The following is a 15,794-nucleotide window of genomic DNA, read 5'->3' on the forward strand; positions in this document are numbered from 1 at the left end:
AACCCGAAATGATGATCACGATAATTTTCCTTGGCTTTGTGCTTTTCGAGACCACACTCACCGGGATTTTGCACAAGCCCAATCAAAAACGCGGCGATGCCACTGTGGAAGCGGTTAGCACCCTGAGTCTTCTTTTTGTGACAAAGCCTCTGGCCTTCGGTGGCGGCATGGCTATTGGAGCACTGCTGATGCCGCAGTACAAAGACATTCTGGTGTCGCAACCCCTGTGGCTGGTACTCGGGCTGTTTTTAGTATTAGACGACTTGAGCCAATATTGGTGGCACCGGCTTTCTCATATGGTGCCCTGGCTGTACAAGCTGCATCGCCCTCACCACAACGCGGAATACATGTCGATTCGTATGGTATATCGCAACAATCTCTTTTATTACCTGCTAATGCCTGGGCTGTGGTTCTCTGGACTATTGGTTTATCTCGGTGGAGGCTGGGTCTACGTCGTTTATGTGGTTGTAAAAATGGCGGTTATTTTCGGAGCTCACTCCGATGTACGCTGGGATAAGAAGCTTTATACGATTCCAGTGATATCGCAATTGATGTGGCTGGTAGAACGCGTTATTTCCACACCCGCTACCCACTCGGCCCACCACGGTAAACACGCGGAAGACGGTGTCACCCACTACAAAGGCAACTACGGCAATCTACTATTTTTCTGGGATGTGCTATTCGGCAGCGCAAAAATAACCCGCCGCTATCCCGACGAAATAGGTGTAGAAAACCTGCCCGACACCACGGTCGCCGAGCAATTATTGTGGCCGCTGTGCCGAACTGGTGAGCAAATTGTCAAAATAGAGACTAAATCAGAGGCCGATGCCACTACCTCGATCTAACAAGAATCGCTTTGGCTGCTGACTACTATGCTATTACCGCCGCCTTGCGCGGCGCAAAAACAAGGTCATTCCGAGTATAAACGTGGCCGCAATGCCAGCCGCAAAGCAGGCTGCAATGATGTCTCGTACGGTGTGCCCAAGGCCATCAATAAAATTCCATTTATGCAGGAAGGCAAAGCTAAATCCTTCGTAGCGATCAGCGTCTCTCACCACGGTGGCCAAGGCGCCACTGCGGGGCTCAACATACACGCTGAGATGATCACTGCGCTCATAATCCACCGCGACAACAGGCAGACGTTTATTCACAAAACCATATTCGTCGTTAAAGGAATCTACCGCGCGTACCGCTTTGACCGGTGCGTTTGTTGGCATATATTGCGCCGCCAAGGCTAGTGCATGTAAGCGCTCACCATCAGCCAAGAGCTCGCCATCAAGTGCATTGCGATACTGTAAACCACCGCCGTACCAAGTTCGAAAATACGCTTCGTCACCAATCGCAACCATGTCTGCCTGCACGATCTCTGGATTCAATGTGGACCAGCCCACATTGATTTGCGCGGCGTCAAAGTACTTCGCCGCTACCATCTCAGGCTGCAGCACAAATTGCTTTTGCCATAAGTGATATAAACCGCTGCCGGTAAAGGTCACCGCCGTTAACGCGACGCTAACACCCAGTACACGATGAAATTTTAGCGTCGGCCGACCTTGTCGCCAGCCGCGACCAGCGCGCCACTGCAGGAAGTATTGCAGTATTCCCGCCAGCGCAATAATACCGCCGCCAACAAGACAAATAGTCATGAGGCTAAGGCGAAGACTGTCGTTTTTGATAAAAATCCACGAATGCACATTGCGAAAAAACACACTGCTTGCAGCCTTGGTGTTGTTTACAATTGTGCCGAGACGATCGCTGGCGGTGTCTACATACACCCGCATTCCATCATCGCGCTCAAACTCAACCCGCCACACCGGCAACAGGCGATTTACAAACACATAATCCTCATCGAACTCTGTTTGTAAGCTCATCGATTTTACGGCGCTATCTTGATCCCCCACATAATGCCGGGCGAGAAACTCCGCGTAATCTCGCTCGGCATACTCAGCCACGACACCGCTGCGGGCGTCTACCCAGATCACGTCCGCCGCCGTTTGTAAGCGGTAGTATGGCCGGCCCTGCCAAGCCAAAAGACGTACAGCACTTAGCGACTGGGTCAAACCCGCGCGCGCTGCAGCGTCGCTAACAGTTAATACACCCGCGCTAGAAAAGGGCTCAAGCTTGTAGACATACGCCGCCGCCGAGGGTTGAATGCGAGAGATAATCGGGTGCGCTAAGCCGCTTAGCCCCCAAGCAATAATGGCGAGCCCGACCACGCCACCGAGACGCGGATGCCAGCATAATAAGAAGCCAATAAGTGAAGAAGGACGACGCGGGGCTTTCTTAGACATATCACATTATCCGATCACAAACGGCAAAAGGCAGCAAAACTCATGGAGAGCAAAAGAGGTGTGGATCAAGGGTCACGCGCAGCTCTGAGTAGAGCGGGGTATATTATCAAGTTTTGAGTATTCAGCAATGCGACATGATGTCGCATCACCCTAGGCCCGCCTCCGATATTTATAAAGCCCACATTTACTTCTGCGACTGCTTTTCCACTTCTAAGCGACGGCGATACTCATCATAAGATTCGCTGTACTCTTCACGACACGATTGACGCTGTGAGGCAACTAACTTCTCGCACTCTTGCAGGCGATTTTGATGACTGGCTTCATAAAGTTGTTTATTGCTACAAGCAGCGACAGCCGCTATCAACAATATGAACACGGCAGGCTGCAGCGTGCGGGCTAAGCAATCAAGGCTGCTTGTCATACTGCGGCACCCCATCGGGAATGTGAAACCAATCCTGTTTTTGACTTACCCAAATATGTGCCTCGGGCTGCAAAATTCGCGTATCGGATAAATTAGCGGCTTTTAACTTAATAACGGCCGGCTGATCAGGATTAAAATGATAAATCCGATTTCCGCAGATTGGACAGAATTTGGCGTAGTTTTTATTGCCACTTTCCGCAAGACGCTCCCACTGCTTGAGCTCGCCCTCAAACACCACCGAATCGGCCGACACTAGCGCGGTAAGGCTAAAGGCGCTGGTTGATAATTTTTGGCACTCCTTGCAGTGGCAGGCCATCACCTTTATGGGTGGCGATAGTAATTGATAACGCACGCTGCCACATTGACACGACCCAAAAATAGGATATTGAACATCTGTCATACGTCCTCCCTTATCACGCGTACTTGTTATACCAAGTTCAAGTGAGCACAGTAGCTCTTCTTGATACAGCCGCAAACATCTGACCTCAGATTTTTCTAGCAATCTTTAATAAAGTAAGTATAGATACCTAAGGGTATCGAGAAAGTCATTGTATGCCTAATATTATAAGTGCTTGTACAATGACATAACTAACCGCTTCCATAAGAATGAAGTTTATACATAAGCTGCCAAAACCAGATGCGAATAAAAGTGGCTAATAAGTCGAGTAAAAACCATTGAATAAAACGCTACATCATATAGTTCGTCACATACCGTCCTGGGGACTATTCGTCAGCGGCCTAGCGATTTCTTCATTCCTCGCCTACGAGCAATCGCAGCATAATAAGCAACGCATTGTCGATGAAGTTGCCCGCTACGCGAAGGCGAGTAAGACCTACGTAGAAGAGCGAGTCGAACTATATCAATACGGCTTGCGTGGTGCGCGGGGAGTGGTGCTAGCCGCAGATATTGATAGAGACAAGTTTACTCGCTATAGCGCAACCCGCGACGTGCCAGACGAGTTTCCTGGTGCGCGAGGATTTGGTTTTATTCGCCGAGTTCCCGCCGATCAAGAGCAGACTTTTTTAGAAGCGGCGCGCGCAGATGGCTGGCCAAATTTTCAGATTAAGCAGCTTTCTACGAACGATGACGATCGTTTTGTCATTCAGTATATTGAGCCTGTCGAAAGAAACCGCGAGGCCGTTGGCCTCGACATCGCATCAGAAACAAATCGCAGAGTTGCCGCTATTGACTCAATGCAATCTGGCGAAGTTCGTCTGACAGGGCCGATAACCCTTGTCCAAGCATCGGGAAAAACCCAACGCTCGTTTCTTATTTTAATGCCAGCCTATGCGTCTTACAGCACGCCGGAAACAGAGGAACAGCGCATAGCAAATCTTGTGGGATGGAGCTACGCACCCCTGCTTATGGATGAAGTACTTGCCGACCTCAGATTAAAAGCGGAATACTTTACATTACAACTTTTTGATATTACCGACGCTGAAAGCCCTACTCGTTTCTTTGAAAGCGAACAGAGCGCCCCTGAGCCCAAATTAACAGACACACGCACCATACGCGTTTTTGGCCGCGTATGGCAGCAAGAGCTATTAGTTAAACCCGCATTTATTGACAGCTTAGCACTCTTCCCTGGATCTAAAGTACTCGGGCTAGGCGCAATTATTTCCTTTCTACTAGCCACCTTACTAGGCGTTTTAAGTGCTCAGCGGCAGATACGGCAGCAAGTTATTGAAGAACAAGAAAAGCTGGCTAAAATCGTAGAGTCATCAGCCGACACCATAATTGGTACCGACTTAAATGGCGTAATTAACAGTTGGAATTTTGGCGCAACAGAAAACTTAGGGTTTAGCCGCAGTGAAGCGATTGGGGCATCGCTCTTTGCATTAGTGAAAGAAAGCGGTGTTCAAAATATGGACACCCAATCCGAGGAGAGCACTGCGGAAAACAGCGCAATAAGCTACGACGCCCTGTGGTACTGCAAAACAGATACACCAATAGATGTTGCCGTTACCCGATCTCCCTTTGTCATTAGTGGTACAAACACCACAGGATATTCTTGGCTTGTTAAAAATATCACCGTCCAAAAGGCGCAGTCAGCAACGATAAATGCGCTGAATATTAAGTTAGACGAACAAGTTAAACGTAGAACCTCAGAGTTAACCGAGCTCAATAGTTTGCTGCAAAATATAATGGACTCCGCTTCGGGGGTAGCCATTATAACTACACATTTAGATGGTGTTATTCGCTTTTTTAATGCCGGTGCAGAAAACCTATTAGGCTATAGCTCGGAGGAGGTTGTAAACAAGGCTTCTATCCAGAGTTTTATTCTAAGAAAGGATCTAGAGTTAAGAAGCAAAGAGCTTGGCATCGACCTACACGATAGTAATGATGATATTCGCGTATTAACTCATCTCGCCACCGAAAAACTCCATGAGCGCAGGGAGTGGCGCTTCCGCAAAAACGGCGATGCCATATTTGTCGGTAATGTCGCTGTTAGTACAATGTTAAACGAAGCAAACAGCCCTTCTGGCTATTTGATCATCGCGACCGATGTCACAAAGGAAAGCCAGCATAGAAGGGATATTGAAGCGTCCAATAGTAAGATTTTGCAAGCCACTACCGTTGCAGAATTAGGGGTGTGGACGTGGACGCTTGAAGACAATTCCCTTGACTGGAATGACAAAATGTTTGCGCTGTATGAATGGCCCACAGCATTAAATCAAAATGGCTTGAATTACGAACATTGGCGTTCACGGGTACATCCTGAAGACGTAGAGGCAGCAGAAAAAAGTTTACACGACGCGATAGCAGAGCTCGGAGAGTATGACCCGATATTCCGTCTATCGCTACCTAGCGGTAACATCCGCTATATTCAAGCGCGAGGTGCTTTAGAAAGAGATGTTGATGGCAGTATTATTAAAGTAGCGGGATTCAATCGCGACATCACATCAGAAGTTGAGCTAGAGCGAAACTTGCGCCAAGCCAAGGAATTAGCGGAATCTGCAAGCTCAGCAAAATCGAGTTTTCTCGCCAATATGAGCCACGATATTAGAACACCGTTAAATGCCGTTCTCGGTATGCTTCAACTACTGCAGCAGTCAGAACTGAATGATCGCCAGAATAACTTTGTCAATCGCGCAGCTACTGCTGCAAATTCACTTCTGCTATTGCTAAACGATATCCTTGATTATTCCAAGATTGAAGCAAACAAAATAGATTTAGCGCCCCGCAATATAGACCTAGATTTACTAATGCAGGAAGTGATTGCAATTATTGCTGGCAGCGGTCGCGAAAAAAATATAGCCGTACTATTCGACATACCCTCTGTATTGCCAGGACTGTTTTTCTGCGACGATTTGCGCCTAAAGCAAGTGCTAATGAATCTTCTTAGCAACGCGATAAAGTTCACCAATGAAGGCCATGTCATACTCCGAGTTAAGGTATGCGACAAATCACTAACGCATAGCACTTTAGAATTTTCAGTTGAAGATTCCGGCATTGGCATTGAAAAGTCGATGCAAGGAAGAATATTTTCTAGTTTTCAACAAGCCGAAGATTCAACCAGTAGACGGTTTGGTGGCAGCGGCTTGGGTCTTTCAATCAGCCAGCGATTAATCAATATGATGGGTGGTGAGATATCTGTTAATAGCCAGCTTGGCCAAGGTAGCGTATTTAAATTTTCTCTCTCATTGCCCTATACCTCGTTCGATAATAAAACTTATACCTCGATGAGTTTATCCGGATATCGAATTTTGCTAGCTCAGAGCAATAGTTTGTATCGTAATAATCTGCAACAGATGCTCGATGACTTTGGCGCTACAGTGGTCACAGTGCACTCGGAAGCCGATTTTATTAATGAACTTGTCGAAATTAAGGAGGGAAATACCTTCTCAGCGGCGATTATTGATGCCGGTATGCTTGAATCAGATACCGTTCAGTACACAATCTCCTTGCTATTGCCAGGCAAAACAGCGCCGCGCTTAATTGCAACTAAACCGCACAAAAGCGGCGAAGTGACTGCGTGGGATTCGGATCATGGTCGCGGACTAATTTGCTTACCCGCTACGCCCAAACAAATTTGCAGCTTGCTGGAGGATATTGACGATAGCAATTTAGCGGAAAAGAAGCTCACACCGGGAGTGAACTCTGTATCTCAACTTAGAGATCTTACTATTTTAGTGGTTGATGACACCGAAATAAATCTAGTAATCGCCACTGAAATGTTAAAACAAAGTGGCGCCACGGTTACCGCAGTAAGCGGAGGAAAAGCGGCAATTAGAAAATTAAATGATGGCTTAGTTCCTGATCTTATTTTGATGGACATGGAAATGCCCGACATAAACGGCTTAGAAACTACACGGATAATTCGCAACATGCCACAGTACGATCGCGTACCGATACTGGCAATGACGGCGAATGTCTTTCCCACTGATATCGACGCCTGTCTTGAAGCTGGGATGAGCGATCATATTGCAAAGCCAATAAATTTTAGAGACGCAATTAGTAAAATTAAGTTTAATATCGCGCGGATATCACGAGCGTAACGATGATAGTTCGTATGAAAATGTCATGCTTAGAATAACAATTAATTTACAGCTTCGTTTGCTCTATCGGCATAACGCCTTTGCTTTTTATTATCGTACATCGCAATATCGGCATCGGTAATTAGCTTGTCGACCGTAGGATGTTTATTTGTATTGAATTCAGCTACGCCGTGACTAAACCGAAGTAAGTACTTCCAGTTTTCACGGATATGCAAGGCCTCAATAGCCGCCTTGAAATTGATCATCGCCAATTCAGCAGCAGCGGCGGAAGCGTCAATTAAAAGCGCAACAAACTGATTTTTCTCTACTCGAGCGACTAATGCTGAATGATCTAGATGGCAGTTCAAATACTCGCTGAACTGATACAGTATTCTATCTGTCTCTTTACTTTCCTTGTCGTCGTTGAGCCCATCTATTTCTATAAATACCATGGATGCTGGAGTCATTCGGCGAGCACAAAGATCTAAGCCCTTTTCAGCCAAAAGTGAAAAGCCATTGCGATTACAGATACTGGTTTTTTCATCCAGTATATTCGACTCTGGCCTTTGTAATTCGCGCTCAACCATTAGCGCTAAATCCCGCAGCGCATGTAAATCCGTCTCTGAAAGAACACGCGGTTTGGTATCGATCAAGCACAAACTTCCCAGCGCTGATCCGCATTCAGCATATATTGGACACCCGGCATAGAAGCGAATATAAGGCGCTCCTCGCACCAAAGGATTATCTGAAAAGCGACTATCAATTAGAGCATCTGGTGTAAGAAGAATTTTACGCGTGAGTATGGTGTGTCCACAAAAGGAAATTGCACGAGACGTCTCTCGGACATCTAGTCCCATAGCAGATTTAAACCACTGGCGATCTTGATCTATTAAACTTACCAAAGCGATTGGGACGTCAAACAACTGACTTGCAAAGCGGGTAATGCGGTCGAAACGCTCCTCCATCGGCGTATCTAAGACATCCAGGGCTCGCAAAGCCGCTATGCGCCTATCTTCACCGTCAGGAGTTCTTGGGGTTTCCACTAATGCACCTCTCACAAGCAATCTCTGGAGACGCATTTCTGCACCCAGTTAATCAAGCAATTTTACAACTTCTCTAGACTTGGCCTTCGCGCTGAAGAGCCACTAATTGGCAATGATAAAATTGCTGAGAACGCGTCAAGAGTGCAGCTATATCTCTGCAAAAGTTCATTGTGAAGGCGAAGTGTCTTAGCGCCCATACGGGCTTGTCCTTATGGTGCGTTTATCCTCAAGTTCCTAACTAATTTATTGCTCTATTTTGAAGCGAATCGATTAGGCACTGGTCTTGAAAAATGGAATGGCAGTAGCAGTCTGGCTGTCTAGTAGCATCGATTCGTCTTTCAAACTAACGCCAGTTTGAGCTTTTTTCATTGCCGTCGCTATTAGGTAAATCCCGGTATCGCAGGCCTGCTGATAACTAAGGCCTCCGTCGCGTATATTTGAAATACAGTTGCGCTGAGCATCTGTGCAAGCTCTCTGCGGCGCATAGGTTATATACATGCCAAGACTGTCTGGCGAACTCAAACCGGGTCGCTCGCCAATCAACATAACAAGTAATTTTGCCTTTATGGCCTCGCCAATATCATCACCCAGAGCGACCCTCGCCTGAGTTGCGATACACAGGGGCGCCAGACTAAAACCTTGAGTAGCTATAGCGGGAAGCAGCAAGGCAAGCAGGGGCAGGGCGTGACGTTGAACCGCCGCCGACGATAGCCCGTCAGCGACAACAACGGCAATATCACTGCCACATTCGCTCTTCAGCGATTGACGTAATTGTTGCCATTGTGCTTCGGGTAGTTGACGCCCCAAGTCTGGCCGCTGCAAATATTGGCCACGGCTCTCCGCCGCACTCGCCACACATAGCGGCGCAGCAGCGCTGGGATAGGCGGCTAAATATGAGTCTATAAATGAATGAATATTAAAAGCGGTATGCACCGCGTCACGGGCGCGAGCGTGATCTAGCTGGAACTTTAAATTCGCGGCAATTGGCAGTGAAACACCGCTTCGGCCCTGGGCGATGCGAGCCGATGTGTAAGCCTGCAAGTCATGCCAACTATCTTTTTTAGTGTCGCTCATGACGCCCCCGGCAGCGCTAATGCTTGGGCAAACCGCGGCGGTAGCGCTGCCCCTGAAAACAAAACACCGCGCTCATCCATAATCTCTGATGTCTGTAACCACTGAAAAAACTCGGGCGCCGGCGGCAAGTTTAGTAGCCGCCTAATATATAAAGCATCGTGAAAAGAGGTTGTTTGGTAATTGAGCATAATGTCGTCGGCACCGGGAATACCCATAATAAAACTGCCGCCCGCCGCCGCGAACTGGGTGAGTAGCATATCCATATCGTCTTGATCGGCTTCAGCGTGGTTGGTATAGCAAATATCGCAGCCCATCGGCAGGCCAAGTAATTTGCCGCAAAAATGATCCTCTAGGCCGGCGCGAATAATTTGCTTACCGTTGTATAAATATTCTGGGCCAATAAAACCGACCACGGTATTTACCAGCAGCGGCGAGAACGCGCGAGCAACCGCATAGGCGCGGACTTCGAGGGTTTGCTGATCAACACCGCAATGGGCATTGGCCGACAGCGCACTACCTTGGCCGGTTTCAAAATACATCACATTATTGCCTACGGTGCCGCGCTGTAATCCGTGAGCGGCAGATTGGGCTTCCGCCAATATCGCCAAGCTCACACCAAAGCTAGTATTCGCCGCCTGGCTGCCTGCAATCGATTGAAAGACCAGATCGACAGGCGCGCCCCGGTTGATTAATTCTAGCGTGGTGGTGACGTGGGTCAGCACGCAAGATTGGGTCGGTATGTCAAAACGTGTAATGACGTCATCTAATAAATGCAAAAGACGCGTGACGGTTTGGGTATTGTCTGAAGCGGGATTAATCCCAATGACTGCATCGCCGCTGGCGTATAACAGGCCATCAACAATACTTGCGGCAATGCCGGCGGCATCATCACTGGGATGATTGGGTTGCAGCCGTGTCGAAAAATGATTGGCCAAGCCAATGGTATTGCGAAATCGGGTAATCACTTCGCATTTTTTGGCGACGAGAATCAGATCTTGCACCCGCATTAATTTGCTCACCGCCGCGACCATTTCCGGCGTTAAGCCTGGCGCTAGGGCGCGCAGTGATTCAGTCGTTGCGACATCCGACAACAGCCAGTCGCGAAAACCACCAACGGTAAGATGGGACACCAGCTGAAAAGCCTGCGCACTGTGGCTATCTATGATGAGTCGAGTGACTTCGTCGTCTTCGTAGGGAATAACAACATCGTTGAGAAAATGGCGCAGAGGTAAATCAGCCAAGGTATATTGCGCCGCTACCCGCTCTTCATTACTAGTAGCGGCGATGCCCGCAAGGCTATCACCGGAGCGTGCGGGTGTAGCCTTGGCGAGCAAGGTTTTTAGATCGGCAAACACATAATGCTGATGACCGAGGTTGACGCTAAACGGCATTGATCACCTTCTGCATAGATAACAAAACAACTTGAAGCTATCAAGCTTTGTCATCTTGTGCAAAAGGAAATACTGTCGGCTACATCGCCACCCGCGTTTTGAAACCGCCGAAGATCATACGCTTGCCATCAAAGGGCATTGCATCTGGTCCCATCATTGCTTCCATGCGCGGGTCTTTCATCACTGCGTCGTTAATACGATCACGGTCTTCCCGCGAGGCATACACAATATAAGAAAACACCACCACTTCACCTTCCTCTAATTTTACGCTTTGCGGAAAGGAGGTGTGCACGCCGGTTTTTACATCGTCCGCCACACATTCAATATACTCCAGGGCACTCGGGAGACTCTGTGCAACTTGGTAATACTCCAGCGGAGTCTTTGGGGCACTCTGGCAAGGCGGCGCCCGAAGATCAAGGCTGGCTGTCCTTGATGAGGGCGGCAACGCTGCCCAGGGCGCCCCAAAGACCCGCCCTTCGGGGATTTGCCTTAGCACACTCAGCTGCGTTGACCTTACTAAAAAGGCAACCAGCCTTCTTACGTAACGCCGCCTTGCCGAGCGAGCTAAGGCAAAACCTGGAGTGTCACCAAGTTGCGCAGAGGCTCCCAAACTCCTTCCAAATTTCACCTGCTTTTCTGGCTATTTCAAAGTAGGCATCAAGGTTTTTCTCTGGCACCGGCAATACAAATCCATCAACGTAATTCATCGCTCTATCTCCTAAGGTGTTATGCGCAATCAGATTCTGCGCCGATGGGCGCGGGTCCATTTACCATCCACGAAATGCCAAACTGATCGACAAAAGCGCCAAAACGCTGTGACCAAAAAGTTTCTGCTATTGGCATCGTAATACTGCCCCCCTCTGACAGCGCCGCAAACACGCGCTCAGCCTCAGCGATCGTGTCGGCCTGAATGGCCACACTCGTACCCGCAGGTCGCTCGTACATTTCTGCGGGGGCGTCGCAGCCCATTAGGGTCAAGCCATTGCCGTTATCAATTTGGGCGTGCATGACATGATGCTGGCTATCTGCGGGAAAGTGCTCAGCGGCAGGCGTTTCCGCCACGGCCATAATTACGGGCTCAAGCCCCAAGCACGCAGCGTAAAATTCAAAGGCCTGCCGACAGTTACCGGCAAAATTCAAATAGGGATTAATTTTCATAGTTAGGGTCCTTAGATTTACTCAAATTATTGTTGCTGTTGCTGCATGGCGTCACGCAAGCGCGTCTCTTGTTGCTGCAGCTCGGGGGTAAATTCTTCACCAAAATCCTCTGCCTCAAATACCGGGCGAATTTCAACATTGCCATGCTCGCCGTCGGTATTGGGAATTCGCTTAGCCCAGGCTATCGCCTCTTCCATCGATGCGACCTGCCACATCCAAAACCCAGCTATCAGCTCCGTGCCTTCCAAGAAGGGGCCGCGCTCTGCGCGGGGTTCACCGTCGCCAAAGTGGACACGAACCCCCGCACTTGTCGGATGTAATCCTTCACCACTCAACATAATACCCGCCGCTACCAACTCTTGATTAAAGGCGCCCATGTCGGTGAGTAATTGCTCACTTGGCATCTCTCCTGCTTCGCTACTTGCGCTCGCTTTCATCAACACAATGCATTTCATAAATCACTCCACATTTAACAATATTCACCTATAGTCGAAGCCCACTGCGTTAATTCGACAGGTGGTGGGAATTATTTTTCTACCTAATTCTATTTATTCCTCACATCTGTCCGGTATCAGGCATGCGGCAAAGTTTTTACTCGCACCCGGTATTGGCATTACAATGGCCAACATCATAAATAGTTACAGACCTGAAACTATGCTGACATTTCTCCCCCAGTGCTTACGCGGCGGCCTGATTCTGCTGCTGATCATTTGTTCCACTTTAATCTTAGTCCCATTTTTATTACTTGCAGCGCTTCTTAAACTGCTTATTCCGCTAACAGCAACTCGGCGCTGGTTCACAATCATCTCCATTGAGATTGCTAATTTATGGGTGGGTTTTAACAATCTGCTGCTTCAAGTTGTAAATAACATTGAATGGGATATCGAAGGGACAGACGGACTCGATCCAAAGGACTGGTATTTCGTCACCTGTAATCACCAGTCGTGGGCGGATATTCTGGTTGCTCAGAAAGCCCTTTTCCGCAAAATTCCCATGCTCAAGTTCTTTCTTAAACAGCAACTTATATGGGTGCCGGTGATTGGTCTGGCGTGGTGGGCGCTGGACTTTCCATTTATGAAACGCTACTCGCCGGCGGAGATAGAGAAAAATCCGGCCTTAAAAGGCAAGGATTTGGAGACGACCCGCAAAGCCTGCGAGAAATTTAAATACACCCCCGTCACGGTGTTTAATTTCATGGAGGGCACGCGCTTTACCCCTGAAAAACAAGCACAACAGGAATCACCTTACCGGTATTTGCTCAAACCCAAGGCTGGCGGTGCCGCCTTTGTACTGGGCGCCATGGGCGAGCAATTGCACACCCTCTTAAATATTACGATTCACTACCCTAGCGACGACCGCAGTTTTTGGCACTTCTTGTCTGGCCAAATAAGCAAAGTGGTAGTTCGCGTAGAAAGGCAAACCATTCCACCGCGCTTTTTAAGCCGTGATTATATGAGCGATCAACAATTTAGGGCCGAGTTTCAGCAGTGGGTGTCGGAGTTGTGGGCGCACAAAGATCAGCTTTTAGGCGAGCTTCACAGCAAAACCGAGCTGGCTTAATCTGGCTGCAACTCACGTATTGGCCGAACTTCAATTGAACCGATACGGGCGGGCGGAATTTTCGCCGCCTTATCCAGCGCCTCGTTAAGGTCGCGGGCTTCCAGTAGATAAAACCCGGCTAGCTGTTCCTTGGTTTCGGCGAAGGGGCCATCGGTATAGGAGACTTTGCCATTGCGAATGCGCAGGGTAGTGGCAGTCTCTACAGGCTGCAGCGCTTCGCCGGCAATGAAATGACCGCTGTCTATGAGCCCCCCAACACAGGACATACACTCAGCATCATTCATTTCCGCCATTTTGGCTTCGTCGCCATAGACTAAACATAAGTACTTCATTTTCTTCACCCTCTAAAAGCTTGCTGTTTATCCTAGTCGATTAGGGAGACCTTAAATCGACACAGGCCGCCAAATTAGCTCGCTAATTTTGCCCGCATCTCGGCGATACGTTTTTCTAAAAACCGAATTTCCGGTAGTTGCTGGGCATAGCCAAGCGCCGTTTCATAGGCCGTCAGAGCAGCCTGATACAGCCCAAGCTGGCGCTGAAAATCGGCCCGTGCGGCATGCAAGAGGTGGTAGTCCGCCAACGCACCGCTATCGTATATCTCATCCACTGCCCGTGCCCCAGCGGCAGCGCCGTCTCTCATGCCGACGGCAACCGCACGGTTCAAGGCAATAACCGGATTGGCATTCACCCTTAACAGCACCTCATACAAACCCACAATCTCGTGCCAATCGGTGGTGTCCGGCGAGCTGGATTCGGCGTGAATCGCCGCTATAGCGGCCTGAATAGAATAGGAGCCATATCGACCATCGCCAAGTGCGCGGCGCACCAAGGCCACCCCCTTTTCGATGAAATCGCGGTTCCAGAGACGGCGATCCTGATCCACCATCAGCACCAATTCACCCTGCGCGTCACTGCGAGCAGCGCGGCGGGACTCCTGCAATAACATGAGTGCGAGCAGCCCCGCTATTTCCGTGTCAGCAGTGCTATCGCTATTTAAATCTAGCACTAACTCCGCCAAGCGAATCGCCTCTGCGGAAAGATCAGCCCGCGTGACATTTTCCCCCGACGACGCCGAATAGCCCTCGTTATACATTAGGTAGAGCACCTGCAGCACCGGGTTAATACGCTCCGGTAGTTCCGCCGCACCGGGTATTTGAAAGGGAATATTCGCGTCGCGAATTTTTGCCTTGGCGCGGACAATACGCTGGGCAATGGTGCTTGGCCGACTGAGAAACGCGCTGGCGATTTCTTCCGTCGTCAGTCCACAGACTTCGCGCAGCGTTAGAGCAACACGACTGTCTTCGGCAAGGGCGGGATGGCAGCAGGTGAAAATAAGGCGCAGACGATCATCTTCGATATCATCATCAGCAAAGGCGACAAAATCGGGGGTGTCCGCCTCCAACTGGTCGGCAAGCTCGTCGATACCGTGCACAAAGCGCGACTGTCGCCGCAGTCCATCAATCGCTTTAAATCGCCCGGTAGACACTAACCAGGCCCGAGGATTTGCGGGTACGCCGTCGCCAGGCCATTGTTTTAAAGCCGCAGTGAATGCATCTTGCAGAGCCTCTTCCGCTAATTGAAAGTCGCCGAGTAAACGTAGGAGTGTCGCCAGTACACGACGCGACTCCTTTCGATACACATCCTCAATTTGCTGATTTAGCAGCGCCGTCGTCATCGCCAAAACCACATCGATCTAGTATTGAATGCAGCCAATATTAACCTAGTGTAGTGTCTTGAATAGACTGCACATATAGATGAGTCGCGTTTTCAGTTCCGGCGCAAGGCCTGTTGCAGTGGGGTGACGCTCCTCACCCTGCGGGAAGCCCGCCAGGCGCCCACCACCGCGTTACGGTCCTTGACAAGAGAGCCCACTATTGCCTGCGGACTGCGCCTTGTGGTGATCGCCAGGAGAGCTTTCTATAAAGCGCATCTATTCAAGATACTACACTAGCTAGTCATGAAAGGCAGCCGCGTATCTTAGCGAACACTCGCGGAAGTCATCGCTTAAATCATGGTTAATAAAGGTTTAGGAAGTAGGTGTTACTGAGTGCAAGTACGAGGCATCAGGTGCGAGGCATTGGCTGCTACGCACCTGTGAGTTTTGGGATATCAATTGAACGGTGAACTTTTTGTAGTACTAGCCTTGTCTTTTTTGGCTAGCTTCTTCTCCTTTTGCGTTAACAAGGGCTTTTTCTTGGTTTCTTTATTACTTTTTTGTTCTTTACTCATAAACTGAACTCCATTCAGTGGGGCGTGGACGCCATATAGACATCTCACCGGCAATACAAAACACCACCACGCTAGTAGTGATGACTGTCAGAGTACGCCCTTTGTTGGTTTTAGCTATAGGCGATGACGATAAACACAAAATATAGTTTGG

General features: G+C 49.0%; 15 protein-coding genes. 3 read left to right on the top strand and 12 right to left on the bottom strand.

Annotation, left to right across the window (positions count from 1 at the left end):
* Positions 1 to 8: 8 nt before the first annotated feature.
* Positions 9 to 845 (top strand): sterol desaturase family protein, encoded by an 837-nt coding sequence (locus AAC007_RS06570; protein WP_339675423.1) that lies wholly within the window; start codon positions 9 to 11, stop codon positions 843 to 845.
* Between the two features lie 33 nt (positions 846 to 878).
* Here the strand turns inward: AAC007_RS06570 and AAC007_RS06575 are convergent, their stop codons facing one another.
* From AAC007_RS06575 to AAC007_RS06585, 3 genes are all read right to left on the bottom strand, one after another.
* A complete protein-coding gene (locus AAC007_RS06575) occupies positions 879 to 2,288 on the bottom strand; it encodes a PepSY domain-containing protein (RefSeq protein ID WP_339675426.1) in 1,410 nt (469 codons plus the stop codon).
* Between the two features lie 184 nt (positions 2,289 to 2,472).
* Positions 2,473 to 2,709 (bottom strand): hypothetical protein, encoded by a 237-nt coding sequence (locus tag AAC007_RS06580; protein WP_339675428.1) that lies wholly within the window; start codon positions 2,707 to 2,709, stop codon positions 2,473 to 2,475.
* Complete coding sequence (locus tag AAC007_RS06585) at positions 2,693 to 3,109, bottom strand: GFA family protein (protein WP_339675430.1); 417 nt, start codon at positions 3,107 to 3,109, stop codon at positions 2,693 to 2,695. The genes AAC007_RS06580 and AAC007_RS06585 overlap by 17 nt, the downstream gene beginning before the upstream one ends.
* A gap of 275 nt (positions 3,110 to 3,384) precedes the next feature.
* Here AAC007_RS06585 and AAC007_RS06590 point away from each other — a divergent pair, with 275 nt between their 5' ends.
* Positions 3,385 to 7,209, top strand: a complete 3,825-nt coding sequence (locus AAC007_RS06590; protein WP_339675432.1) for a CHASE domain-containing protein — start codon at positions 3,385 to 3,387, stop codon at positions 7,207 to 7,209.
* 41 nt (positions 7,210 to 7,250) lie between these two features.
* Here AAC007_RS06590 and AAC007_RS06595 read toward each other — a convergent pair whose 3' ends face one another.
* From AAC007_RS06595 to AAC007_RS06625, 7 genes are all read right to left on the bottom strand, one after another.
* Entirely contained in the window at positions 7,251 to 8,231 is a 981-nt protein-coding gene (locus AAC007_RS06595) for a diguanylate cyclase (protein WP_339675435.1), read from the bottom strand.
* A 270-nt stretch (positions 8,232 to 8,501) separates the two neighbouring features.
* The gene (gene eutC, locus AAC007_RS06600) at positions 8,502 to 9,305 is read right to left on the bottom strand and encodes an ethanolamine ammonia-lyase subunit EutC (protein WP_339675436.1); all 804 of its coding nucleotides are present in this window, start codon (positions 9,303 to 9,305) and stop codon (positions 8,502 to 8,504) included.
* The gene (locus AAC007_RS06605; RefSeq protein ID WP_339675437.1) at positions 9,302 to 10,696 is read right to left on the bottom strand and encodes an ethanolamine ammonia-lyase subunit EutB; all 1,395 of its coding nucleotides are present in this window, start codon (positions 10,694 to 10,696) and stop codon (positions 9,302 to 9,304) included. Before AAC007_RS06605 ends, eutC begins: the two co-directional genes overlap by 4 nt.
* A gap of 79 nt (positions 10,697 to 10,775) precedes the next feature.
* Positions 10,776 to 11,324 carry a DUF1428 domain-containing protein gene (locus tag AAC007_RS06610; RefSeq protein WP_339675439.1) on the bottom strand — a complete coding sequence of 183 codons (549 nt, stop codon included), beginning with the start codon at positions 11,322 to 11,324 and terminating at the stop codon, positions 10,776 to 10,778.
* The gene (locus tag AAC007_RS06615) at positions 11,281 to 11,403 is read right to left on the bottom strand and encodes a DUF1428 family protein (RefSeq protein ID WP_339675440.1); all 123 of its coding nucleotides are present in this window, start codon (positions 11,401 to 11,403) and stop codon (positions 11,281 to 11,283) included. Before AAC007_RS06615 ends, AAC007_RS06610 begins: the two co-directional genes overlap by 44 nt.
* A 19-nt stretch (positions 11,404 to 11,422) precedes the next feature.
* Positions 11,423 to 11,854, bottom strand: coding sequence for a VOC family protein (locus AAC007_RS06620; protein ID WP_296436663.1), 432 nt, complete (start codon positions 11,852 to 11,854; stop codon positions 11,423 to 11,425).
* A gap of 26 nt (positions 11,855 to 11,880) precedes the next feature.
* The gene (locus tag AAC007_RS06625; protein WP_296436664.1) at positions 11,881 to 12,309 is read right to left on the bottom strand and encodes a YciI family protein; all 429 of its coding nucleotides are present in this window, start codon (positions 12,307 to 12,309) and stop codon (positions 11,881 to 11,883) included.
* A gap of 163 nt (positions 12,310 to 12,472) precedes the next feature.
* Here AAC007_RS06625 and AAC007_RS06630 point away from each other — a divergent pair, with 163 nt between their 5' ends.
* A complete protein-coding gene (locus AAC007_RS06630) occupies positions 12,473 to 13,414 on the top strand; it encodes an acyltransferase (RefSeq protein WP_339675443.1) in 942 nt (313 codons plus the stop codon).
* On the opposite strand, the gene AAC007_RS06635 is transcribed toward AAC007_RS06630, so the two are convergent.
* The gene (locus AAC007_RS06635) at positions 13,411 to 13,746 is read right to left on the bottom strand and encodes a YciI family protein (protein ID WP_219043378.1); all 336 of its coding nucleotides are present in this window, start codon (positions 13,744 to 13,746) and stop codon (positions 13,411 to 13,413) included. The genes AAC007_RS06630 and AAC007_RS06635 overlap by 4 nt on opposite strands.
* Positions 13,747 to 13,820: 74 nt before the next feature.
* Positions 13,821 to 15,089, bottom strand: a complete 1,269-nt coding sequence (locus AAC007_RS06640; RefSeq protein ID WP_339675446.1) for an RNA polymerase sigma factor — start codon at positions 15,087 to 15,089, stop codon at positions 13,821 to 13,823.
* Between the last annotated feature and the right edge of the window lie 705 nt (positions 15,090 to 15,794).

Origin of the sequence: uncultured Zhongshania sp. (genome assembly GCF_963975605.1) — a bacterium.
GTDB lineage: Bacteria > Pseudomonadota > Gammaproteobacteria > Pseudomonadales > Spongiibacteraceae > Spongiibacter > Spongiibacter aquimaris.